Below are 24,320 nucleotides of genomic sequence, written 5' to 3'. Positions count from 1 at the left end.
GGTACATTAGCGACTCGACACCTGTTCTGTTGTCTACCTCCACGGTCAGGGCTCCCCGCTCCGACCTTCGCGCGCCCGGTAAATCGCCGGGCGCTTTTTTTTTGCAAGGTTAGGCGATGGTCAGATCCTGGCGGATGATGGAGGGACGATGCTTGTGTGGGCTCCGGGACGGTAGCGCAAGGGCGCGAATCCAGCGCCCAGGAATCACGCACTGCCCCGAAGGAAGCCGTAGTGCTTCAAGTTGAAGAGCCTGCGCTGCAACGCTTGAGAGGCATTGATCAGCTCGCGCTGCACCTTTCTCCATTTAGGCCGGCGACGCGGTGCGCGGTCGCCAATGGTCGATTCGAATGTGTCTGCGATCCCAATCGCCGCGGGCAGGGCAGTACAAAGTCGGAGTCCGTGCTTCCAGTACTGGTCCAGCGTTTCGTCGATCGGCCAAACGATCCGATTCGCGTGGGCGACCAACCGGCGAGCCGCACGGGGCGTGATTAGATAGCCCTGCATGCCCGATGGAGGGCGGTCGTACGCGCGCAGGATCAGGTTGTGATCGAGATGGGCATATATCGCCTCAGGCAAATGCCGCCGATCATGCGGCGCAGTCCTCTCCCTCATGGAGCTACCACGGAGAGACAGGAGCAGGAAAATGGGGCGATCTCGCCCAGGACTACGCCATGTGCAAGCTTGGCAAGGAGCAGTCCCCGATCGATATCCGGGATGTCGTCGACGCCGATCTACCGGCGATCGCATTCGACTATCGCCAGAGCGTGGCCAACGTGATCAACAATGGCCATACGATTCAAGTCGACCTTGCCGACGGGGGTACCATCGCGCTGCAGGACGGCAAGTACAAGCTGCTGCAGTTCCATTTCCACACGCCGAGCGAAGAACGGATCGATGGCAAAGCCTATCCGTTGGTGGCGCATCTTGTGCATCGGAGCGATGCTGGTCGCCTCGCCGTCGTCGGCGTGCTGTTCGAGGTTGGCGAGCACAGCCCGCTGCTTGAAAAGGTGTTCTCGACAATGTCCGCGCGAGTAGGGACGGCCATCAAGATTCCGGGTGGTATCCAAGCCAATGCGCTGCTTCCAGCCGAACGGTCGTACTACGCCTTTGCGGGCTCGCTGACAACACCGCCGTGCACGGAAGGCGTGCAATGGCGAATACTCAAGCAACCTATGCAGATTTCGGCGGAACAGTTGCAGGCTTTCCAGCAGCTGTATCCAATGAACGCGCGCCCGGTGCAACCTCTGAACGGCAGGCCAGTTCAGTCCGGTGGCTGACAGGCATCAGCCATTTCGCGGCCGCGCCGAAAGGAAAGACGGTCCCGGAAAACGGGGCCGCCAGAGCAAACGCAGACGCGTGGTTCTGGCCCTCATGGGACGAGGGCCAGAACTCCTCCGCTATCGTCGCACGGCTACCTCCTTCCACAGGATATTGATGGTGTCGACCGGAGTCCAGCCGGAGTTCGATGGATGCGCCTGCAGGCATTGATAGGTGCGGCCAGAGTAGGTCACCTTGTCGCCCACTTCGTATGGCACGTTGGGCGCCCATTCCGGAATGGCACCGCCATCGCCTCGTGTCTTCACCGTCAGCACGTTGCTGGGCACTGACAATCGCCCTTGATTGTCGAGTGCCGCGACAAAATAGCGATACTCGGTGTTGGCGGCCAAACCGCTATCCGTGTACTCGAGCCGAGAAGGTTCGGTGGTGCCAATCTGTCGGCCGTTCCGGTACACCAGATAGTTCTTGATACCCGCGCTGCCGCTGGAGCCACCCCACATCAGATGCACCGAACTGGCAGTGGTCTCCATTGAGTGTAGGTCACGAGGCGGGGTGGGAGGTATGTCCTCCCCGGACCCCGGAGTCCGAATGACGACGGTATGACTCGGCAGGGATTGGTTGCCATCGACGTCTGTCGCGGAGATGAAGTACGTGTATTCGGTGTCCGCGGCGAGGCTGCCATCATGATAGTTTCGAAACGGTGCATCGACCCGCGCCAGTACGCTGCCGTCACGATGAACGGTGTAGTAGGCGATGGGTTGTCCCCCCGTTGCCGCACTCCATGTCAGGTCAGCCGCGGTCGATGCCACAACCTCGGCCTGAACCTGGGATGGCGGATTCGGACGCTCGCCGCCCCCACCGCTGGCCTCAAAGTCGAGATCGATCACTTGGTAGAAGGCGGCACCGGTATTTGCCACTTCCCAGATCGCCAGCATGACGTGATACCCCTCCCGATTGGGCAAGACTACGTCATGTACCGTCGGCGAAGGCGGCCAAAGGGCGTCGGTGTGCTCCCAGTATGGCTGAGCGCGCAGTTCGACCGTGAAGAACGGCTTATCCTCGAAGGAGGCTCGCGTCAGCTTCTGTTGGGGATCCCAGCCCCTCTTGGTCATGAAGTACACCCAACGCCGAGTCACGTGGGCGGCGGAATAATTCCAGGAAACCGTCAGGGGCTGGCCCGCGCGAACCTTATGTTTGCGCCAATGGGTTCCCGGCTCGTCCAACAAACGGGCGTACGGCCAGCCAGCACTCGCAATTTGTCCGTCGGCCGGAGGGGGATTGTTCTTGATATCGGTCGGCGCGATAGGGTCTGTTAGATTCCCCTCCGTAGCGGGGAAGAATTTGCCCGCCTCCAGCGAGTTCTGGTCGTTCTCCACAAGATCGCCATTCAGATAGGCGAATACGGCTCTGGATTCCGGCGAGAAGACATGGCCGTGACGGGGAATATTGCGGCGAATCGTTGTCATCATTGATCTCCGGCTTTCAAAAGGATGGAGAGTTGCATTGCGAAGTCAGGGCCCACCGTGGCCCCTTACCGGCCGCGTGCCAGTTTCTGCCACAGCATCGTTGCCAGCGACGGCTTCCAATACTGGTTCGACGTATGTTCCTGGACGCAGGTGTACTGGCTACCCGCGAACGCGACGATGGCGCCGCGGTCGTACCACTGGTCCTCGCGCCACTGTGGCGCTGCTCCGGGTAATGTCGATGTGGTCAGGGTGGCGCTGTTCGGCGATACATTGCCCTTGCTATCGGTGGCGGTCACGAAGTAGCGGTACTCAGACCCGGGAGACAGCCCCTCATCGGCGTATCGGGTGGTCTGAGACCGACCGATGATCCGCCCGTCGCGATAGACCGAATAGAACTGAATGGGATATTCGCCCGTGGACGGGTCCCAGCGCAGATCGATACCGGTTTCGGAGTGAGCGGGCGACGTGAGATTGGCAGGCGCGCTGGGCCGTTCGCCGCCTCCATCCTCACCGCTGGATACAAAACCGTACCTGGTGACGAATTCCCAGTTGTATGGCGTCCCGGATCTGTTCTGACCGTTGTCCCAGTTGACCGACCATGTCATCAAGCCCCTGATGGGGTTGCCCGCATTCTTTAGTCGGGTCAATGCATTGACAACATGCTGTGGGTCAATGACATAGCCGTTACCTGCGGCATCGACGTTCGACGGAAGTCCAATGGCCAGCCGATTCGCCGGGATCGGCGTGAAGTCCTGCGTGCCATGGATCAGGCAGTCTGTGAGGTGGTAAAGGAATTCTTCCTTCAGTGCATCGTTCTCTTGAGTGACAAACTTGTTCAAGTGGTCGACCCACACGCCGTCGCCGCCCTGGTTGTAATACTGTGGGGCGATGAAGTCGTAGAGGTCCTCCAGCGCCTTGATATAGGGTACGTAATCCTTAGTGATTCTTAGATGGGGGAACTCCGGCGCCATGCTGATGATGAAGTGCTTTCCTTCCTTGGCGTAGTGTTCCCGGACCATCCGAAGCGCCGCGGGGATTACCGTGCGATTTTCTGCAGCCGCAATCGCCTGCTGCTCGAGATCGATATCCAAGCCATCGAACCCGTAAGTCTCCACCAACTCGATGATCTTGTAGGCCAGCGCCTCTTCTTGGCCTGAATGCAACTCGATGTGAGCGTCTGCGCCTCCGAGGGAAATCAGAACCGCGCGGTCCTGCGAGTTCAGGATTCCGATCTGACGTCGGAACTCGCTGTCGGTGACGTTGTATGGCCTGAACGTTGGAATTCCGCTGCCTTTCATAAAGGCAACGGCCACGACGTTGTACTGAGGAGGGATATCCGTCAGAGCCATCTCGGCAAAACGACCCTGCTGATACCCTTGCCCCGGTTGCGCTGGCCAGTTGTGCCAGAAGCCAACCAGAATGGTCTTTCCAGAGATATCTGGCATTGGCGACGCCGCGTCGCGGATCGAGTTCTTGTATTGTTGGATGACCCGTGGATCAAGCATTCACTTCTCCTAGGTTTGAGAGAAAGGCTCTACGTCGGTAATGCCGGGAACGGATCGGCCGGACCGGTAGATTCGCATATTGGGCGATATCGGCGGACGAACGAGTTCCCTGGAATCGGAGTGATTGCAAAAGGAAAAATGCCGCTCTATTTAACGATGATGCGTCGACATAAGCAGCCGATCACAAGCCGAATTCTGCACGGCGATTGTATGCTTGATAAACTGGCCGTGGCTATTGAAAGATTTATAGGTCTGATTTTATTTGTCAAAAATCTGACCTACGGAAACTCGTATTAAAAAAAGCGCGCCATATAGGCGCGGCGATCCCGTCGAAGAACGACCGAAGTCGAGGGATCTTTGTATCGCATTCTTCATGGGGTGGTCATGAACCATTTGCCGCCAATCGGCGAGGCGCCGACCGGCATGCCCATGGCGCGCATCAAGCGCGACAGCGACACGGTGCCATTCTAAGAAATGGCATCGTGTCGCCGCTATTGAAAAAAATCTTGATCAGAGTTGAGCAGTGGATCCGCCGAACATATTCTTGGCATGACACGGCAGGCCAACTCCGCAGCCGGAAGGGACTGGGCCGCCAGTCTGTCGGAGAACCTCACCCACTCAGGTGAGTGACAGGCTGAGGAATAGCTTGATGACTACGGCATTGGCGATATCGATAAAGAACGCACCGACCATTGGCACGATTAGAAATGCCAAATGAGAAGGGCCGAAGCGGTCGGTGACCGCTTGCATATTGGCAATCGCGGTCGGTGTCGCTCCGAGTCCAAAGCCGCAATGGCCCGCCGCGAGCACCGCTGCGTCGTAGTTCCGGCCCATCACGCGGAACGTCACGAAGACCGCGAACGCTGCCATCGCGACCGTCTGCGCAACCAGGATCAATAGCACTGGCAAGGCGAGCGACGACAGTTCCCAAAGCCGCAGGCTCATCAGGGCCATCGCAAGGAACATCGACAGGCTGACATTGCCGAGTACCGCGAGCGCGCGATCGAATACGTCGTACTTCAGAGCTGCAAGGACATTGCGCAGCAGGACGCCGACAAACAGGGTCCAGACGAAGGTGGGAAGCGCCAGTGCGGTGGTCGAGAACGTCGCGGAGAGCGCGTGCCCAGCGCTGAGGCAGACCAGAATCAGAGCTAGCGTTTCCACCAGCGACGGCGCGGTAATCAGCCGCACCGCCTGCGGGTGCTCGAAATGCATCGGCTCACTGTCGGTCTTGTCAGTGCTCGGAACGGTGACCTTGCGCAGCAGATGCCGGGCTACTGGGCCGCCGATCAGTCCGCCCAGCACGAGGCCAAAGGTGGCGCAGGCGATGGCAAGCTCAGGGGCCAACGCGACGTGATACTGGTTCTGGAACGTTTCGCCCCATGCGACGCCGGTACCGTGCCCACCGGACAGGGTGACCGAGCCCGCCAGAATGCCGATGTACGGGTTCAGTCCCAGCGCTGTGGCGATGCCGACGCCGATGACGTTCTGCAGTACCAGCAGTCCGACTACAACTGCCAGAAAGACAAAGATCACCTTGCCGCCCTTGCGCAGATTGTTCAGGTCCGCGCTCAGACCGAGGGTGGCGAAGAACGCCAACATGAATGGAGTCTGCATGCTGGTATCGAACTGCACGCTGACGTCGGCGCCCGCCCGCGCGATTGCCAAAATCGCAGCGATCACCAGCCCGCCGGCGACCGGCTCCGGAATGTTGAATGCCCTCAGGAACGACAGCTTCGCCACCAGCAACCGACCGGCCAACAAAACCAGTGCGGCTGCCACCAAAGTTTCATAGATATCAAGTTGTAACATCAATGTCCTTAAGTTCCAGTGCTGATGAGGGAGACGTAGTGACGTGTGGAAAATACTGAAATGGCGGCAATGCCGCCATTCAATTACTCTTTATGCAGATTGAAGAAAAATATGCCGTCAATAACGCCGAGCCGGTTACAACGCCAGGAAAGCACCGGTGGCAACAGCCGTGGGCGGCAGGGCCGCCAGCAGCAGTTGACCGAGGCGGACCGCACCGTTGTCGAAGCCTGCGCGGACGATGGCCACGCCTGCGGGGTTGGGGGCATTCGCGATGACGGTCAGACCTCCCCCCGCCACCGCGCCCGCCACGAGCATGTATTTGGCCGGATCTTCGATGCCCACGATCAGTGACCCGAGATACGTAATGGCAGCGTTGTCCATGACGGCGGTCAGTCCAAGCGCGCCCGCATACAGCCCAAGGGAATTCATCGACGCCACGAGCGGCTGTAGCCACCATTGCTGCAGACCGCCAAGAACCACCAGTCCCCCAAGGAATACGGTTACCAGCAGGCTTTCCTTCAGAATCAGCGGGGACTGATATCGCCGATAGGCGTGCACGAAGCCAAGGAAGAACAGCAGCAGGCTTAGAAAGACCGCGGGATGGTGCGCGGTGGCGACGACAAGGCACAGGAAGCCGAGGTGAATCAGCGTAACGGCAAAGGGAACCCGATCGGCCGCGCCGGCGGACGTTTCACGGCGAGCAGTCGACAACCTGGGGCCGATCAACCAGGACAGTGCCGTGGCATTGATCATCACCGCGATCGCAGCCTTCCATCCAAACTGAGTCAGCATGAACCAGGAGTCCCAGCCCCAGGCGGCGGCAACCATCAGCACGGGAGGGGCTGCATAAGCGGTCAGCGTGCCCCCGATCGAGATGTTGACGAACAGCACGCCGAGCGCCAGGTACTTCCATCGCGCGCCGACGTCCGTGGTGAACAGACGGTCGCGCAGGATCATTGCGGCGAGCGTCATCGCGGCGGGCTCGGTGATGAACGAACCAAGCAGCGGAATCGCGGTGAGCGAAAGCCAGACCACAGCGGTTTCCCTGCGCACTGGCAGCAGGCGGGCCAATGCAAACACCAGCCCGGAGACACCGTCGAGAATAGGGCGGCTCGCCGCAATGACCATGATGGCGAAGACGAACAAGGGCTCAACAAACTGCCGGGATTCAAGGTAGGCAATCGTTGGTGCCGGTCCAATGAGGGCAGTCATGGCAATCGCCAGGATCAGAGCCCACACCGCGAAGACGACCTCCACCTCGCCGAGCAAGTGAAATAGGCCCGCGTGGCGGGGGTATCGAGTCCCGAGCGCATCGACACGGTGCGCAAAAACGGTGTGCAACAGTGCCAGCGCGAAAATGGCGGCACCAATGAAGCCGACTGCTTGATTCATGTGAAAACCTCCTTTTCCGGGGCGCAGACCGGTGCACCGCGTGGCGGTTGTCCGGCTCGATGGCCAGAAGGTGTGGACGCGGAACAGGCTTGGCGATGTGCCGCATGTGTTCACGCACAAAAAGAACGCCCAGGATCGCTGGGCGTGCGGGGAGGCGCCTGAAGCGGGACTTAAGGCGACAAGCAGGAACCGTTTTGCAGTTCCCGGAATTCATTGTCCATGAGGCACGTTACATGTGCCATCGGATCCGTCCTAAAGCGCATCGCACCGTCAGGCGTATTGGCGGGAGAGATTGCTATCGCGGCCGCAGGCTTGCGCGATACGGGCCTGGATTGCTGTCCGAGCGCTCAGGAGGTTCTCGGCAAAGCGTGTACTTTGGAGCAGCTGCGCTGCTGGCAGGCGATCAATCTCGTCTGCACCGTGCATCAATGGTGCAATTTCGGGATAAAGTCGGGCATGCAATCGATAATGCGCAATGAGGCGCTCCTTCGCTTCCACCAGCCGCTTGCGCGAAAGTCCCTTCGATGCCGCTTCGCCGCGGACCATCAACTCCCATTCGTAAAGAATTGCCGGAAAATACGGGCTCGCGTAGTTCGACATCTGGCCGTCGTGCTGGCGGTAGGCGCCATAGACGCCTCCAACCCCAATGATGGGCGCATCCTCAGCCGCATTCAGGTACATCGCGACGTCCTGAAGGCAATCAATTGGCCAGCCGCGGTAATCGAACAAGTACGCCGCTTCGTCGCGGTCCCGCGTCAACATGACATTGCTCAGTTCGCCCACCCAGTTGTACAGCCGCCCGACGAGGCTGCGGCTCAGTTCGGCCCTGGTGATCGCCACCGTGTCGCCGTCGGCAATGGGTGAGCCGGGGCACCAGCAAACCGCGCCCGTATCGTCGATAAACACGCGACCATGGAATGCAAGCCTGGAATCCGGGTGCGCCCGCAGTGCTTCCACGAGGACCTCAACCGATAGCGGCAACAGGACGTCGTCGTCGTGCAACCACTTGACGTAAGGTGAATTGGCCCGGCGCCACAGCGCCGCCGCGTTCTGCTTCGCGTTCTGATGGCCGTGATGGAAGTAGCGAAGCCTGGAATCATGAAATCGTTCGACCACATGAGCCAAGGAGCCGTCCGGCGTATCGTCGCCAACCAGAATCTCGATATCGCGCAGCGATTGCAACAATGCGCTACGGATAGCACGTTCGAGATAAGTGGGCTTGACAGCGGGAATCAGGATACTCGCGATTGGCATGGATCCATTCTCCATAACAGCTGTTATCAGCGGCAATCGGATCAGTCCTAAATGCGGCGTGAAGTGTCCTGCGAGTAGAGCCGCACGAATCGGTGCATCGCGACGCCTTCCGGAGCGAAATGTGCGCGCACTTTGCGCAGATCGCGGGAGAAGTCTGGATCGCTCCTCGGGCGGGAGGGCATCAGGGTGATCGGGTCGAGCGGTCTACCATGCTGCCGGATCTCGAAATGAAGGTGCGGTCCAGTGGCTGTGCCGGTCGCACCCACAGTCCCGATCACGTCGCGCTGCGCAACGCGGGTGCCGACGCCTACGGTGGACGCGATCGCATGCAAATGCGCGTAGTAGCTTTCCAGACCGTTGGCGTGCCGTAGAGCGACAAGATTGCCGTATCCGCGTACGTTCCCGACGAACGTCACTGTGCCCGGCGCGCTGGCCATTACCGGCGTGCCCTGCGGCGCGGCGAGGTCGACGCCGCGATGAAACTTCGCAACTCCAAGAACCGGATGAATTCGACCACCGAACGGCGACGACGCACGCGAGCGTGCCACAGGCCACGCAAAGGAGGTGGGTCCCCAAGGGTTGCCATGGAAGTCGTAATAGGTCGGCTCGCCATCGCCCCGCAGCGGGTAGCGAACGGCGGCAATGGACGCTTCTCCGTCGCCGATCTGCAGGGCCACCAGCCGCGGGGTCACCTCTTCCACGGCGTACTCGCGTACCGCATAGGCGATCTTGAAGCGAAGCATTTCGGCGCCGTCCGGCGCACGCGTTGACGCCAGCGCGAGCGCCTGATTGATGGCGGACTGGGGCACCCGGGCGCGAGCCAGGCTGGCGGCAATGCCACCGGTGATCAACCCCGATTTGATATGCAGGCGCTCATCCTCCCCAAAGGGAACCGATTCATCGCTCCATTCCGGAAGTTCTTCCACCGGCAATAGCGGCGAAAGCTCCGGGGCCGAGGCGCCGACTTTGCTTCCCACATGGTGCAGGACGGCGCCGCCAGCAAAGGCGGTCAGCAGGACGGCTATGCATGCTGCTGAGCGCCAGGCCCGTATTCGGGCGAGTACGCGCGAGTTTGTCTTGTTCCGCATGGGGTTTTCCATCTTGCGTAAGAATTCCGTACTGACGGCGGCAGCCCGGGGAGCAAAGAATGGGCGCAAAGCGCTGGATCCACGGGAGAGTCAGGCGGTGGCCCGTTATCGGCCGCCAGGAGGGGCGTTCGTCAGAACGCAAACGAGCCGACACGGGAATCGTAGGCAACGCGTGGATGCGGGGCCATCGGATCGCTCCGAAAGGGAGGATGCCGATCGGATTGGACGCAAATCAAGCCGGCGCACCGGCGTGAAGATCCCGTTCATTTAGGAATTGCCCTAAAATCCGGCAGGCTTGCATTTGTTCAATATCTCGCGTGCCGGCGTCTGCCGGCCAAAGGGGCATGGCGTGACTCTGTCTGCCGAAACGGCGATCGGCGTGGTAATCCTCGATGACCACCCGGTCGTGCGAAGTGGCTATGAACACCAGCTTGCAGGCTGTCCCGACATACGCCTGCTGGGCAGTTTTTCTTCCGGCAAGGCATTGCTCGACTGGCTTCGCAAGCAGGCGGCGGAGAACTTTCCTTCGCGCACCGTACTCGTGCTCGACTATGAACTTGGCCCAGACGAGGTCGACGGATTGAGTCTTATCCAGAGCCTGCATGCCCGTTACCCGCAATTCCGCCTGCTGATCGGTTCGTCGCATGCAGGCGAGGCGACGGTGCAGTTGACGCGCCGGGTAGGGGCCTTGGGCTTTTACGATAAGCGGAAGGATCTGAGCGAGCTGGCCAATGCGATCCGGACCGTGGCTGCCGGAAAACCGTATCCCAGCCCAGAGGCGGGGGAGCGGCCCGCGGTAGTTCAGCCAGTCGTCGAGCCAATCGGGGACACCGATGAAGGTGAGCGGTTGCAGGCTTATTTCCCGCAACTCACAAAGAAGGAACACGAAGTCCTGCGTTGTTATTTGCAGGGCATGACCGTTTCGGAGATCGCCGCCAAACTGCAGCGAAGCATCAAGACGGTAAGCACGCAGAAGCAATCGGCTTTCAGGAAGCTGGGCGTGCATTCCGATATGGAATTGGCGCGCCTGCGCCAGGAAATCGGGAAGATATGACGTTGGTCGCCGCATCGTCCAGAGATCCCGGATCATGCTCGCATTACTTGATCCTGGCCGTCTTTCTTTCCTTTTGTCTGGCTCTGATGCCGTCTCGGTCCGCCGCCCAGTCGCAGGCGCTGTTTTCGCCGGAGGAAATGGCATGGATTAAAGCCAATCCGGTCGTACGCACGGCAGTAGACCCGAATTTTCGCCCCGTGGAGTACATGGACGATGGCGTCCACAAGGGACTGTCCGCCGGCTATCTGGAGGCGATATCTCGGCTGACCGGCCTGAAGTTCGAGCCGGTGCCCGGCATGGCATGGGGTAAGGCGCGTGCGGCCCTAGAAGCGCATCAGGTCGATCTTCTTCCCGCGGTATCGTATGAGCATTCACCGCGAAATCTCGACAACCGGATCCTGGTCACCTCGCCATACTTTGTCGCCGCTACGATCGTCGTAACGCGAGAGCGAGGTCCGGTGGTGTTCGACGCTCGCCGCTTGGCCGGCCAGACGGTAGCAACAAAAGGCGGTGGCGCATTTGAGAGCGCTTTACGGACTGGTTATCCCGAGATCAAGGTGTTGCCTCTTGCCAGTGCGGAGGCCGTTCTGGCAGCGGTGCTCGACGGCACGGCGGACGCGGCAATTGGCACCGACTTGATGCTGTTGCCCACGATGCGGCGTATGTATTTCGGGCAGTTGCATGTATCGGGCACGCTTGCGGAACTGCCGGTGCAGCTGTCGATGGGAGTTCGCCGGGACCTGCCATTGCTCGCCTCCATTGTCGATAAATCCCTCAATGCGTTGACGGCAAAGCAAACCGACGTCATCGTCGACAGATGGATTGAAGGGGCGGATTATGGCGAACCAACGATGCGGGCGGTGCTGCAATACTATGCGCCGCATGCCCTCGCCCTTGCTGCCATCGTGTTGGCAATCGCGCTGCTTGCCGGATTCGCCTGGCGAGCCAAGCTGGCTGCGAATCGTAGCGAGCGGGCCAAGGCCATGTTCCTTGCGGTGATGGGCCACGAAATCCGCACGCCAATGCAGACCATATTGTCGTCAGTCGAATTGCTGCGACGAACGCGTCTCGATGCGGAGCAGAGCAAGCTGACGACGAGCGCCGTCACCGCGTCGGAAGCGCTGCTGTCGCTGCTCGACGACGTACTGCAGTTCTCCAAGCTGGAGGCGGGCAAGGTGACCCCGGAGATGGTTGCGACGCCAATCTGGACGTGGGCAACGCAGTCGGTCGATATGCTGCGCCGGAGAGCAGAAGACAAGGGGCTGCATTTGACTCTTGCGCTCAAATGCCCGCCGGAACTGCAGCTCAAGATCGACCCGACGCGTCTTCGCCAGGTCTTGCTGAACCTGCTATCCAATGCCATCAAATTCACCGAGCGCGGCGCCATTACTGTCAGCGTCATTTATCAGGCGGGCAAATTGCAGCCCGGCAAGCGGGCAGCGACCATGAATCGGCGCGGGACGCTCACGCTCGAGGTCCACGACACAGGTATCGGGATGACGCCAGCCCAGTTGCGCCGCGTTTTCGAGCCATTTGAGCAAGCCGATCAGAGCACGACACGCAGGTTCGGCGGCACCGGGCTCGGCCTTGCGATCTGCAAGGAACTCGTGACCCTGATGGGCGGTACGATTGGCGTACGCAGCGAACCCAATGTGCAGACTGTCTTTACCGTGACCGTACCTGTCGAGGTCTGCGACCGCGTAAGGTTGACGGAGGGCACAGCGCCGGCATCGCAAGCCGATCTCACAACCGCAGAGGAGGCAACCAATCCCGTTGCCGACTCGCTTGCCCCGGATTCATTGATTGAGCGAGCTCGGATTCTGGTCGTCGATGACCACGAGGCCGTGCGTGACAGCATAGGGCGACAGTTGCAGACGCTGGGTTGTCGCGCCACGATGGCAGCGAGCGCGAGCGAAGCGTTGGCGCTGTTCGACCCGACGCAGTTCGACATGGTCCTGCTCGATTGCAATCTGCCTGATTTGGATGGCTACACGCTGGCCGAACGTATTCGACTCAAGGAGACCAAGCAGGGCGGCCATACGCCCATCATTGCCATCTCCGCCTTGTCGGACGCAGAACACCAGGAACGATGCTTTGCGAGCGGTATGGACGGGGTGCTCAGTAAACCCGTGCGCATGCGGCAATTGGCCCAGATGATGGAGATGTGGTGCGATCTCGACCTTGGCGAGGAGTTCGAGATGCCTGCGCCGGAACCCTTCCAGCGGGATGGCGATAGCCTGCACGCGCTGTTTCAGCAGACCATGCGCGACGATGTCCGAATGCTGCGTCATTGCATCCGCGAGAGCGACTGGAGAGAGACAGCACGCCAGGCGCACCGCATCAAAGGGGCGGCATTGACGGTTGCCATGGGCGAGATCGCGGATGCGGCGGAGCTGATCGAATCGCTGGCCCGCGGACTCGCGCGCGGCGACGCGTCACGGGCCGACACCGAGCGACTCAAGGAACTGCTCGGAACGTTGGAGCGCGCGTCGTCCAACCTTCCAAGCTGACTTCTCCGTAGGGTATCCGCAGGTGGAACGCTACCATCAAGCGCCATATCCAGTAACAGTGCCGCGGCGGCTTCGGGAGGGTAATTGGCTTTTCTGACGGCCGGGCCAGCCAGTGATCCGTGGTATTGCGGCAATGGTCTTGCTGAACTCTGATTACAAAAAAAAGAAGAACGCCGTGAAGGCTTTTCTCCAATAATTTCGCGGCATGTGATCGAATGCCTACGAAAAGAATTGAGGAGAACGCGATGAAACTACGGCGGATCGCTGCCGCTATCCGGGTTTTGTGCCGTCCGCAAAGCCTGACCCCGGTGCTTTGTCTGCTGTCGATCGCCCGGCCGGAAGCAGCGCTGGCCACGTGCGATATTTTCAATCCCGCCACAGGACAGACGGTGACATGCGGTACCGGCGCACCCAATCCGGCGACCACGCCCCTCGCCGCGGCACCGGCCAGTACCGACGTCACGGTCAATGTGTTGCCGAGCGCCGGCATCGCGGTGGGCGATACCACTGCAGTCGCGGTCAATGCGCAAAGCCGCGTCACCAATCAGGGCAGCATCTCCAGCACGGGCGCCGCCAGCATCGGTGTCTCGCTAGGCGCCGATTCCACGTTGACCAATGCCGCTGGTGACCTGCTCCCCGCGATTAGTACGCTGACGATGTAGAGTCCGTTCCGAAGAGGAGCGGTCATGAAAAAGCGATTCACCGAAGAACAGATTATTGGCGTGCTGAAGGAGGCCGAGGCCGGCCTGAAGCCAGCAGAGCTGTGCCGCAAGCACGGCATCTCGGAAGCGACCTACTACAACTGGAAGGCGAAGTTCGGCGGGATGACGGTCTCCGAAGCGCAGCGGCTGAAGGAGTTGGAGCAGGAGAACAACAAGCTCAAGCGCCTGCTGGCCGAATCGATGCTGGACAACGCGGCACTGAAGGACCTGCTGTCCCGAAAGTAGCAAGCCCGCAGGCCAAGCGCGAAGCGGTCCAGGTATTGATGACCGAACGCGCCATGGGGGTCACCCGGGCCTGCGGGCTGGTAGGGATTTCGCGCTCGCTGTTCCACTACGAATCGCGCCGCCGCGTTGACGATGAAGCGCTGACGGGTCGGATGATGGCCATCGCCGCGCAGAAGCGCCGCTATGGCTATCGCCGGATTCACGTGCTGTTGCAACGGGAGGGCTGGCTGGCCAACCACAAGCGCATCTGGCGCCTGTACAGCAAGGCGGGCCTGAGTGTGCGCAAGCGGCGACGCAAGCGCATTGCGGCGGTCGAACGCAAGCCGCTGTCGCTGCCAACCGGCCCGAACCAGAGTTGGTCGATGGACTTCGTTTCCGATGGGCTGGCCTACGGTCGGCGGTTTCGATGCCTGAACGTGGTCGACGATTACACGCGCGAGTGCCTGGTCATCGAGGTTGACACCTCATTGCCGGGCCTGCGGGTCAAGCAAGTGCTGGAACGGCTGAAGGAGATGCGAGGCTTGCCAGCTTCCATCACGGTGGACAATGGTCCCGAGTTCGCTGGTAAGGTGCTGGACGCATGGGCCTACGAAGCGGGCGTCACGCTGTCGTTCATCAGGCCCGGCAAGCCAGTGGAGAACGCCTACATCGAGAGCTTCAACGGGCGGTTCCGCGATGAATGCCTGAACGAGCACTGGTTCGTCTCAATGCGCCACGCCAGGCAGCTGATTGAGGAATGGCGTATCGAGTACAACACCGAGCGGCCTCACAGCTCGCTCGGCTATCTGACCCCGGCGCAGTTTGCACAGGGGCATGAGCAGAAAGAGTTTTTAACCTCGGACTCCACCTGCGCTTCGTACTAAAACCGGGGGCAGGTCACTGGCGCCACCATCTCGAGCCAGCCTGGCCGCGCCGTGGTTACGACAGGCGGCCCCGTCAGCATCGACAACGCCGGCACCATCGTCGGTGCAAGCCGCGGTATTGAGTTGGGCGGTGCGGCAACCATCGTCAACAGCGGGGATATCACTGCGACGGCAGGCACGGCCATCGCTACCGCCGGTGCGGCGCCGAACGTTTCCGTGTCGATCGTCAATACCGGCAATATCACCGGCGTCGGGACGGCGGTGCAGACCAACAACGGGGCGGACAACTTCGACATGCGCGGGGGCACCGTGCGCGGCGCCATTCGTACCGCCGACGGGGTCGACAACTTCACGATGTCGGGCGGCCAGATCGATTCGCTGGATCAGGGCGGTGCGCTTGACAACTTCACGATGTCCGGCGGCCATATCGTCGACGTGTTTTCCAACGGCGACTTCGCCACGATGACAGGCGGCCGCATCGGCATGATCGACCTGAACATCGGCAATAACGTAATGCGGATGTCCGGCGGCACAGTCGATCGGGATATCGTCGCCTGGGGCAACAACGATACGCTGATCATGTCCGGCGGCAGCGTCGGCGGCGTGGTCGACTTCGGCAACGGCAACAACGTCGCCACCGTGACCGGGGGAACGATAGGGCAAGGCTATTTCACCGGGACCGGCACCGACCGGTTCACCTGGGACGAGGGCGGCACTATCGGCGGCCAGGTATCGCTCGGCGCCGGCACCGATACCGCGATCCTGCGAAATCTGCGCGATGCCAATCTGGCCAACCTCAATGCGATGGATGGTGGCCTGGGCGAGGACAGCCTGACGCTGGACAACACGGTGCTGACCGGCGCCGGCCGGCTGCGCAATTTCGAGACGCTGGCGCTGACCAATGCCAGCGCGCTGACCATCGATCCCGCGCTGACCCTCGGCGACGGCAGCGCCAGCGCGGGCGCGCTGACGATCGACGCCACCAGCCGGCTGTCGGCCGGCGGCATCGGCGCCAGCACGATCGCCAGCGCCAACAGCGGCGGGCTGGTCAACGTGACCAATGCCGGCCTCATCGATCTGACCTCCGGCGGCAACAGCACGGCCGACCGCCTGACCATCGCCGGCAACTACGCCGGCAACAACGGACAACTGCTGGTGCAGACCGCGCTCGGCGGTGACGGCTCGCCCTCCGATGCGCTGGCGATCGCGCGCGGCGCGGGGAGCGGCACCACGACCATCGGCGTGACCAATGTCGGCGGTGCCGGCGGGCTGACCACGGGGGACGGCATTCCGGTCGTGATGACGAGCGACGGCGCTACCACGGCTGCCGGCAGCTTCGCGCTGGCCGGCGGGTCGCTGAGCGCGGGCGCCTATACCTACTATCTGTTCAAAGGCGGGGTCAACGCCGGGACCAGCGAGAACTGGTACCTGCGCTCAAGCCTGCCGCCGCAGCCGGCTCCCGCTCCCGCGCCGCCCCCGACACCGACACCGGCACCAGGTCCGGCGCCGGCTCCGGCTCCCGCGCCCAGCCCAGGCCCCGGGCCCGCCCCCGCTCCGGCGCCCGTCGTGCAACCGGTGGCCGCGCCCGGTACCCCCGCTCTGCCGCCAGCGCCGCCGCCTGGCGCGCCCGCCACCCCGCTGTATCGGATGGAGGTGCCGGTCTATGCCCAGGTGCCCGCCGTGGCACGGCAACTGGGTATCGAGCAGCTCGGCACGTTCCACGACCGGCAGGGACGGCAATCGCTGCTCGCCGAAAAGGGCAGGGTCGCGGCGGCATGGGGACGCGTCTGGGGCGGCCATCACGAGGCGCGCCAAGGCGGCGAGGCCAGGCCTGCGTTCGACGGTAATCTGGTCGGTCTGCAGGTAGGGCACGACCTCTACGCCGACGGCACGCCGCAGGGCCATCGCAACCACTATGGGGCCTACTTCGGTTACGCCCGCGCCTCTGGCGATGTCAGCGGCAACGCGCTCGGCTTTCCCGACTACGACGCCGGCCGCATCACGGTCGACGCCTACAGCATCGGCGGCTACTGGACCCATGTCGGCCCGAGCGGCTGGTACACCGATGCGGTCGTGCAAGGCAGCAAGCTGACGATCGATCCGCGATCGCGCCGCGGCGTCGGCGCCGAGACCGACGGCAAGGCGCTGGCCGCCTCGCTGGAGGCCGGTGTGCCGCTGGCGTTGTCGGGCCGCTGGATCCTGGAGCCGCAGGCGCAGCTGATCTGGCAGCGTGTGTGGGTCGATTCGCTGAACGATGGCATCTCGAACGTATCGTTCCAGGGAACCAGTGGCTGGCTCGGCCGCATCGGCGCCCGCCTGGAAACGACCTTCGAGACGCGCGGCGTGCAGTGGCAGCCGTGGTTGCGCGTGAATCTGCTGCGTTCGTTCGGCGGCAGCGACGACACGACCTATGGCGGTGCGACCACGCTCGGTACCAGCGTGCGCGGCACGGCGGGGCAGATCGGCGCCGGCGTGGCGGCCAACCTTGGCAAGCACAGCAGCCTGTATGCGACGGTCGGCTATACGACCAATCTGGACGGTCACCAACGCGACGCCATCTTCGGCAATCTGGGCGCGCGCTGGCGCTGGTAGGGATGGGTTGGCGTGCCGGGCATCGGGGGGTCTTGCGGCCCCCGAACTCCCAGGGACGTGGCGGCACGCCGCCATGCCACTTCCGTTTCTCGGGACGGGTCACCGCAAACACGCTCAGAGCGCGACGGGGAGGTCCGTGCAAGGTTGTGTGTGCGCGGCGTCGGCGATGGTGCGCTGGAGAGGATGAACGTCAGATTGTGACCGGCGCGTCTGTGCTGCTCAAAAAGGTGGTCGCCTTCAATTGCCGGTGGGCGTCGACCAATCTTCTACCACGAGCCCGGGGACACGCCTGAATGCCTGGTCGTTCGTCACCAGCACGGCACCGATATCAAGGGCATGCGCGGCGATGAGCAAGTCAAGGGCGCTCGTCGCGCCATGCTCCGTCATATCGACGGCTCGCCAGGGGCGGTCTCGCGCTCCCGGTAGCCCTGCATCTACCGCAGACAACGACTACAAGGCGGTGACCCGTGGAAGGGACCACGGCATCCATGTTCGTCGCCAGATTGGCGGCCTTCGCGCGGGCATTGTGGGCAGGGTCGATCACATGTCCTGTCGATCCTTGGTGCGATGTTCCGCTGGCTGGTCCATCACCAGTACGTACTCAGCGATCCGTTCGCGAACATCGGGGTTCGCTGGCGGGCCGCACCGCGACGCTGGACAGTTCGCACTCCCTCACCGAAGACGAACGGAGGCCGTTGAGCATCGCCGACGGGCTCGGAATGGTCCCAGCCCCATGACCACCTTGGGTGTGCAAATCGCACTATTGCATGTTTCGTTTATTTCGAATACAATGTGCCTTGTAGTCGTCTTTCTAGGAGTAACTTATGACCAACACTGCCCAATCCAAGATGACCTTGCCCGCTGAGGGGGAGGTGAAAGCGGCCGTGCAGGGTCAGCGTGCCCTGGCAGCCTATTTGGCGACTCAATTCGAAACGCAACACATTCAGATTTTCGATGACCAGAAACAAGCGCACGAAGTAGAACTGCCCACCTCGGCGCTGCGCCTGCTCGTTGACATCCTGGCCGAACTTGCCGACGGGAACGCCGTGAAGGTGGTACCAGTCCATGCAGAGTTAACGACCCAAGAGGCGGCGGACCTGCTTAACGTCTCTCGCCCGCATTTCGTCAGGTTGCTCGAAGACGGTGTGTTGCCGTTTCATCGGACTGGCAAGCACCGCAGGGTAAGGTTTGCCGACCTGATGCAGTACAAAGAAGCACGTGAACGCGCTAGTGAACAAGCAATGGCGGAACTCGCCCAGCAGTCGCAGGAGCTGGGAATGGGGTACGAATGAGGCATTCCTCCTTCACCGCCGTCTACGACGCATGTGTCCTCTATCCGGCGCCTCTGCGGGATTTCTTAATGTGGTTGGGACTGTCTGGGCGGTTTCGGGCGCGGTGGAGCCGGGCTATTCACGATGAGTGGAAACGGAACCTGCTGACCAACCGGCCAGATCTCACCCAGGCCCAGGTCGACCGCACATCCGACCTGATGGATCGCGCTATCCCGGACGCCTTGGTGGAGGGATACGAAGCGCTCGTGGCTGGGCTGGCGTTGCCAGATCCAGACGACCGCCATGTGCTGGCTGCGGCGATTCGCTGTGGCGCGAGCGTGATCGTGACATTCAACCAGCGGGATTTCCCGACAGAGATGCTGGCGCCCTACGGCATCGAATCGCAGCATCCCGACGAGTTCGTGGACAACCTGTTGGACCTGGACGCGGCAGCGGTCGTGTCGGCGGCGCAACGCCAGCGTGCTCAACTCAGGGAGCCCGCGATTGATGTGGACCGTTACCTCGACATTTTGCTGCGCCAAGGCCTGGTTCAAACGACCAGGACCCTCGCGACTTACCGCACCATTCTTTGACCGGTAGACAAAGACGGATGACGAAGAATCCCCCGACAGATGTATCGCTGCGAAAGGCATCCACCGAAGCCGGAAGCTAAGGGCGCAACGTTGTATTTCACAAGATGCCGGATTACATCAGCGTCCTAAGTTACCGAACTCTGTGAAGGCATGTCTGTAAGGTAGCGTGCGAAGGGGCGTGTCTCCGCAGCAGGTTATTCGTCTGCCAGTTTAAACGTGCCGTCCCTCCTTGCAATAATGCGTTGTGACCTGATCAGCGACGCCACAATGGCGTCGACCGGGTCCCCCGTCCGTGCCTTCCGACACGGACTGTAGCGCGCTGCTTTTGCAACAAAGGCAGCGCTTTTTTTTGGTCAGGCCGGGATCGCCGGCGCGTGGACGCCCGAGCCAACGGTCCGATTGCGCCCCGCACGTTTGGCTTGATACAGCGCTTCATCACCGGCACGCAAGAAGGCGCGCACATCCGGAAAATGGCGGCCACCGTTCCAGTCTGCGCCGTCCGTCACGGTGCCGATGCTGACCGTCAGGCTGCCGAGCGGACTGCCGGCATGAGCCAGGTGTAACCGTTCCACCGCCTGGCGGATGTGCTCCGCGATCAGCGCAGCGCCGGCCGCGTCGGTGCCCGGCAGTAGCACTGCAAACTCTTCGCCACCATAGCGGCCCGCATAGTCGCCGGGACGGCGGATATGCTGCTGAATGCAGCGGCCGACCGCGGCGAGGGCATCATCCCCGGCCATGTGGCCATAGAGGTCGTTGAACTGCTTGAAATGGTCAACGTCGATCATCAGCAGTGACAAGGGCTGCTTTTCGCGGTGGGCTCGACGCCATTCCCGATCGGTGACGTCGTCCAGCGCCCGCCGGCTGCCCAGGCCGGTCAGTCCATCGGTGGCGACCATGTGACGCAGATGGTCCTCGATGGCTTGCCGCCGGCGCCATTGACGGGCGAGCATCGCTGCCAGCGCAATGATAAACACGTCGACTGCGGCGATGATGCCGCCGAATGTCCACACCCGGCGGTACCAGGGTGCGAGCACATCGGTCATGGCACGTCCGACCACAACGACCAGCGGAAATTGGGGCGTGCGGTGGTAGCTGTAGAGTCGGCGCACGCCGTCGATGGGCGTGGTGCCGACAAAGGTGCCGTGGCTGCCGCGCAGAATGGGAGGGAACACAGCGCTGTTCGACATGTCGCGGCCAATGACCGCGTCGTCATACGGGCGCCGCATCACGATGGTGCCGTCCGTACGCACCAGCGTGATGGTGCCGCCGCCCCCTAGGCTGACCCCGTTGAACAGCTTGCGAAAGTACGACAGCCGCAAGCTGCCGCTGACGACGCCAGCGAAGCTGCCATCTGGCGAAACCAGGCGCCGGCTCAGCGCCAAAAATGTGTCGCTCGGCTGCAGGCGCCCTTGAAACGGCCGGCTGACATACAGTCCGGCCTCCGGGTCCCGGTGGTGCGCCTGAAAGTAATCGCGATCGGCGACATTGAGCGACCTGGGAGGCCACTGTTGCGAGTCGAGCTGCACGTTGCCTTGCGCATCGCTGGCGAACAGCGACCCCATGTCCTCGGCATTGATGGCGACGTCGAAGAGGGCGCGCTGGCGCAGGATGGGCGGCAGCGACATGACAGCGGGGTCCTGCAGCGAAGTGACGACGCCGGCGATGGCCAAATCATGCACCTGCAGTGTGCGGGAGATGCTGCGCTCGAGCGTCAGCGCGAGATTGGCCCCGGCTTCCTTGTTGCTGGCCAGGATGTCGCGGCGCATTTGGTAGAGGGCTGCTGCGCCTAGCAAGGAAATCAGCAGAGCGAGGGTGACCGCGCCGCCGAAGACCAAGCCGGCCATATCGAAGCGCCGGCTCTGTCCGAGTAAATGTCTTGTCATTCCCGCGTCGCCCGCATGGGATTCGTCGTCGTGCCGCGATTGTATCCATGGAACGCGCCAACGAGCCTGTGAGATCACGTTCCCCACGATGGCGCGACGCGATCGGCGCGCCACAGCAGCGACGAAGCTCACGGTGTGAATGCCGGTAGGGAAGGTTCCAAGACACTAACCGGCATTCACCAGCGCCGGCCAATCGGCGAGCCGGCGACTTTGGCAGCTGACCACCAGCCGAGCCAGGTTGCGCCAGAGGCATTTTATGGGCACGTCGTGGTACCGCGACGTTTCCTCGAGCGCGAGCACAAGAAGCGATAGCGGCGCCTCGTCCAGCAAGTAAGCCAGATGAGGGCACCAAGGATCCCACGTTTCGCCTCTGAGCAGCATGGCGCGTAGTACGTCGGTGGGGAGCCGCCCGCGATAGCTCACGCTGCACGTTCGTGCCGCCATGTCCGCCCAAGGCCTTGGAGGCAGTGTCTGCAGCGTGCTGACGTCCAAGCCCAACACGCGCAAGACCGACAGCGGATCATCGGCGGCGCAGGCGTTGGCCAGATACGCAGCCTGCGCAACGGATAGTTGCAAGGCGGACGAGCGTGCCTCGATTGCCTGCTGTTGGACGCGGGCGAGCTCGAACCGGGAATCCACCCAGGGCGGTTGTGGTCGGTCAGTAGCTGACCGTTCTCGAGTCATGGTGACAAAGATTGGCGTGCTGCGCGGTTTCTTTCTTCATCCGTCGCTCTTGTCGACGGTCTGCACGTTGACGCCGTCTATGAGGTCGAATGAGTCGGGATCCACCCCGTAGAACTGGACGAATTGACGCTTTGCGCTGGTCACCAGCTCAGCGTTATCGGACTCCCCGGTAAGCCACGAAAAATCATATCGAAAGGGACCGGGGGCCACCACCCACTGCCGCGCCAGATCGAAGACAAGCATGGAGCTGTAGAAGCCATTGACCAGCCTTCTGAGGTTATCCGGGCTCTTTCCTGGCATAGCACGCGGGAAGATCTTGTTCGTGTCTTCCCGGTCCTGAAACAGCGACAGATGGGCAAGGAAGAGGGATCGATGCTCGGCGGTGGCCTTGCTCGCAGCCATCCATATGCCTGGCCAGCAGAAGAACTCCGGCCGCTTTCTCTTATCGCGGCAGAATGCGATGTAGTGGGAGACCATCACCCGTATCGGCATGTTGGTCAGACTATATTCGAAGGTTCGATGTTCCTCCATCAGCCTGTCTACGGGTATCTTCATTCTCGATGAGTTCCAGCGGTTTTCGACGTTGTTGCACGCCGGTCCCGTTACGCCGGATGCGGCTACCGGCGAGGACTCCGTTTCGGAGGAACACATTATCGCGCGACGGGTGCTGCATGAAGGCACCGGTTATGCAACGCTTCTGCTGTCGGCGACGCCGTTTAAGGCGCTGACGCATCTCGACGAAGAGCAGGAAGGTCAGGCGCACGAGAAGCAGCTCAACGACCTGCTTCGCTACCGTCACGCGCCAACGTTGCCAAACGCCGTTCGAATTCGTCCAAACCTTCATCAGTGGCGAAGGCCAAAACAACAGTTTTTTCTTCCTGGCTGACGATTTCCACACCGGGAATAGCCTGGAAAGAGTCCGGAGGTAGGCTTTCTCCATGACGCAGCTGAATCTTTATCAGCTTGCGATCATCGTAGCCGCCAATGTCGGCCTGATCCGGGTCAGTGATACGCCCCCTTGCAGCCTGGAATTTTGTGCCAAGCGCCGCGCCGTAAGCACGTGGGTCTTGTGGTGTAAAACCGCCCCCGCCCCTCCGCGGGTGGCGAAGATTGATCGGTTCTTCACGATCTAGACGCAGGTGCTCATAGGCCATCTTCTCCCCTCCATGCCTTAACTCTTGTAGCGATACTCTCTGGCAAGTGCGTTATCGATATGACTCTTCTCCAAAAACTCCCGCCCAGACAGGATCATTTCCTTAACGGCCCGCCGCAGTACACGCTCGATATCGGCGTGCGACATCCCCTTGAACACGGATGCCACCTGGCCATCGTCGGGCTCGAAATTGCGGCGGACACCGGAGAGTTTCAGAGCTAACAAGCGTTTGATCTGCTCCAGATTCGGCATCTCGAAGCGCACAACCTCATCGAAGCGTCGCCAAACCGCCTTGTCCAATAGGGTTTCGTAGTTGGTGGTGGCGATCAGGATGCTCTCGCCTCGATAACCGTCCATCATCTGCAAGACGGCATTTACGGAGCGTTTGAGCTCACCATGATCGGCGCTGTCGCCACGATCCTTGGTCAGGGCGTCGAATTCATCGAACAATGCGACCACGGGATGCGTTGCGACGTAATCGAACACTTTTCGCAAATTGGCAGCCGTCTCCCCCAGAAACGACGATATGATCGAGTCCAGCCGAACGAGGACGAGTGGCATGGACAGGGAATGCGCGATGACTTCTGCGGCCAGCGTCTTGCCGCAGCCGGGAGGCCCGCAAAACAACAGCTTCTGCGCGGGTTGCAGGCCATAGGATCGGAGCACGTCCGCCCGGTTGTGCTCCATCAGGATTTCATCGAGTGCCGACTGCGAAGCATCCGAGAGAATGATGTCTTTCTCCTCTCGAATCACGGCACGCTCTTCTAGTAGCGCAAGCCCGTTGTCTTTATTTGTCGGCACGCTGGGCAAACTTTGCAGCTTCCGCGCATTCTTCCCGAAGTTTGCCTGATCGCCGTAAAGCAAGCGCTCAAGGTCATTTGCGAGCAGATGATGGTTCTTCTCGCGCTCCTCTTTGATCACTGCCTCGGACGCCGCGCGAAAGCCCGAAGCATCCGGTTTCATCTTGCTAATGCT

Annotated in this window: 20 protein-coding genes; 8 read left to right on the top strand and 12 right to left on the bottom strand. The window is 61.4% G+C overall.

Going from position 1 to position 24,320, the window contains the following annotated elements:
- Window positions 1-671: 671 nt before the first annotated feature.
- On the top strand, window positions 672-1,277 hold the full coding sequence (locus tag CAL13_RS01850; protein ID WP_232467735.1) for a carbonic anhydrase: 606 nt from the start codon (window positions 672-674) through the stop codon (window positions 1,275-1,277).
- 120 nt (window positions 1,278-1,397) lie between these two features.
- Here the strand turns inward: CAL13_RS01850 and CAL13_RS01845 are convergent, their stop codons facing one another.
- The 6 genes from CAL13_RS01845 to CAL13_RS01820 all read right to left on the bottom strand — a co-directional run bounded on the left by CAL13_RS01845 (window position 1,398) and on the right by CAL13_RS01820 (window position 9,795).
- A complete protein-coding gene (locus CAL13_RS01845; RefSeq protein ID WP_232467734.1) occupies window positions 1,398-2,747 on the bottom strand; it encodes a lytic polysaccharide monooxygenase in 1,350 nt (449 codons plus the stop codon).
- Window positions 2,748-2,809: 62 nt separating this feature from the next.
- Window positions 2,810-4,249 carry a glycosyl hydrolase family 18 protein gene (locus CAL13_RS01840; RefSeq protein ID WP_086071321.1) on the bottom strand — a complete coding sequence of 480 codons (1,440 nt, stop codon included), beginning with the start codon at window positions 4,247-4,249 and terminating at the stop codon, window positions 2,810-2,812.
- A gap of 618 nt (window positions 4,250-4,867) precedes the next feature.
- Window positions 4,868-6,061: a sodium/glutamate symporter gene (gltS, locus tag CAL13_RS01835; RefSeq protein ID WP_086071320.1), complete on the bottom strand. Its 1,194-nt coding sequence runs from the start codon at window positions 6,059-6,061 to the stop codon at window positions 4,868-4,870.
- Between the two features lie 135 nt (window positions 6,062-6,196).
- Complete coding sequence (locus CAL13_RS01830; RefSeq protein WP_086071319.1) at window positions 6,197-7,453, bottom strand: putative Na+/H+ antiporter; 1,257 nt, start codon at window positions 7,451-7,453, stop codon at window positions 6,197-6,199.
- A gap of 270 nt (window positions 7,454-7,723) precedes the next feature.
- Window positions 7,724-8,707, bottom strand: a complete 984-nt coding sequence (locus tag CAL13_RS01825; protein WP_157664776.1) for a glycosyltransferase family 2 protein — start codon at window positions 8,705-8,707, stop codon at window positions 7,724-7,726.
- A gap of 47 nt (window positions 8,708-8,754) precedes the next feature.
- A complete protein-coding gene (locus CAL13_RS01820) occupies window positions 8,755-9,795 on the bottom strand; it encodes a M23 family metallopeptidase (protein WP_157664775.1) in 1,041 nt (346 codons plus the stop codon).
- A 349-nt stretch (window positions 9,796-10,144) separates the two neighbouring features.
- Here CAL13_RS01820 and CAL13_RS01815 point away from each other — a divergent pair, with 349 nt between their 5' ends.
- From CAL13_RS01815 to CAL13_RS01795, 5 genes are all read left to right on the top strand, one after another.
- Window positions 10,145-10,849, top strand: coding sequence for a response regulator transcription factor (locus tag CAL13_RS01815; protein ID WP_086073468.1), 705 nt, complete (start codon window positions 10,145-10,147; stop codon window positions 10,847-10,849).
- Window positions 10,846-13,359 carry an ATP-binding protein gene (locus CAL13_RS01810; protein WP_086071316.1) on the top strand — a complete coding sequence of 838 codons (2,514 nt, stop codon included), beginning with the start codon at window positions 10,846-10,848 and terminating at the stop codon, window positions 13,357-13,359. Before CAL13_RS01815 ends, CAL13_RS01810 begins: the two co-directional genes overlap by 4 nt.
- A gap of 245 nt (window positions 13,360-13,604) precedes the next feature.
- The gene (locus CAL13_RS01805; RefSeq protein WP_086071315.1) at window positions 13,605-14,021 is read left to right on the top strand and encodes a hypothetical protein; all 417 of its coding nucleotides are present in this window, start codon (window positions 13,605-13,607) and stop codon (window positions 14,019-14,021) included.
- 24 nt (window positions 14,022-14,045) lie between these two features.
- Window positions 14,046-15,169 (top strand): IS3 family transposase gene (locus CAL13_RS01800; protein WP_112189128.1). Its coding sequence is split into 2 segments (ribosomal slippage): window positions 14,046-14,304 and window positions 14,304-15,169, totalling 1,125 coding nucleotides; the frame shifts between segments, so codons are not numbered across the junction.
- 51 nt (window positions 15,170-15,220) lie between these two features.
- Entirely contained in the window at window positions 15,221-17,761 is a 2,541-nt protein-coding gene (locus tag CAL13_RS01795; RefSeq protein WP_086071314.1) for an autotransporter family protein, read from the top strand.
- A 237-nt stretch (window positions 17,762-17,998) separates the two neighbouring features.
- Here CAL13_RS01795 and CAL13_RS21425 read toward each other — a convergent pair whose 3' ends face one another.
- On the bottom strand, window positions 17,999-18,148 hold the full coding sequence (locus tag CAL13_RS21425) for a PIN domain-containing protein (RefSeq protein WP_332459895.1): 150 nt from the start codon (window positions 18,146-18,148) through the stop codon (window positions 17,999-18,001).
- A 437-nt stretch (window positions 18,149-18,585) separates the two neighbouring features.
- Here CAL13_RS21425 and CAL13_RS01785 point away from each other — a divergent pair, with 437 nt between their 5' ends.
- On the top strand, window positions 18,586-19,053 hold the full coding sequence (locus tag CAL13_RS01785) for a helix-turn-helix domain-containing protein (protein ID WP_086071313.1): 468 nt from the start codon (window positions 18,586-18,588) through the stop codon (window positions 19,051-19,053).
- Window positions 19,050-19,625: a PIN domain-containing protein gene (locus CAL13_RS01780; protein WP_086071312.1), complete on the top strand. Its 576-nt coding sequence runs from the start codon at window positions 19,050-19,052 to the stop codon at window positions 19,623-19,625. Before CAL13_RS01785 ends, CAL13_RS01780 begins: the two co-directional genes overlap by 4 nt.
- Window positions 19,626-19,978: 353 nt before the next feature.
- Here CAL13_RS01780 and CAL13_RS01775 read toward each other — a convergent pair whose 3' ends face one another.
- From CAL13_RS01775 to CAL13_RS01755, 5 genes are all read right to left on the bottom strand, one after another.
- Window positions 19,979-21,640 (bottom strand): sensor domain-containing diguanylate cyclase, encoded by a 1,662-nt coding sequence (locus CAL13_RS01775; RefSeq protein ID WP_232467733.1) that lies wholly within the window; start codon window positions 21,638-21,640, stop codon window positions 19,979-19,981.
- 33 nt (window positions 21,641-21,673) lie between these two features.
- Window positions 21,674-22,084: a hypothetical protein gene (locus CAL13_RS01770; RefSeq protein ID WP_086071310.1), complete on the bottom strand. Its 411-nt coding sequence runs from the start codon at window positions 22,082-22,084 to the stop codon at window positions 21,674-21,676.
- A gap of 144 nt (window positions 22,085-22,228) precedes the next feature.
- Window positions 22,229-22,747 carry a hypothetical protein gene (locus CAL13_RS01765; protein ID WP_086071309.1) on the bottom strand — a complete coding sequence of 173 codons (519 nt, stop codon included), beginning with the start codon at window positions 22,745-22,747 and terminating at the stop codon, window positions 22,229-22,231.
- A 218-nt stretch (window positions 22,748-22,965) separates the two neighbouring features.
- Window positions 22,966-23,346, bottom strand: coding sequence for a hypothetical protein (locus CAL13_RS21420; RefSeq protein ID WP_232467732.1), 381 nt, complete (start codon window positions 23,344-23,346; stop codon window positions 22,966-22,968).
- 17 nt (window positions 23,347-23,363) lie between these two features.
- A complete protein-coding gene (locus tag CAL13_RS01755) occupies window positions 23,364-24,308 on the bottom strand; it encodes an AAA family ATPase (RefSeq protein ID WP_086071308.1) in 945 nt (314 codons plus the stop codon).
- Window positions 24,309-24,320 lie beyond the last annotated feature (12 nt).

The organism is Bordetella genomosp. 9 (assembly GCF_002119725.1).
GTDB lineage: Bacteria > Pseudomonadota > Gammaproteobacteria > Burkholderiales > Burkholderiaceae_B > Bordetella_C.
Note: the sequence above shows the minus strand (reverse complement) of the source record. Positions and strands in the feature narration are given on the sequence as shown.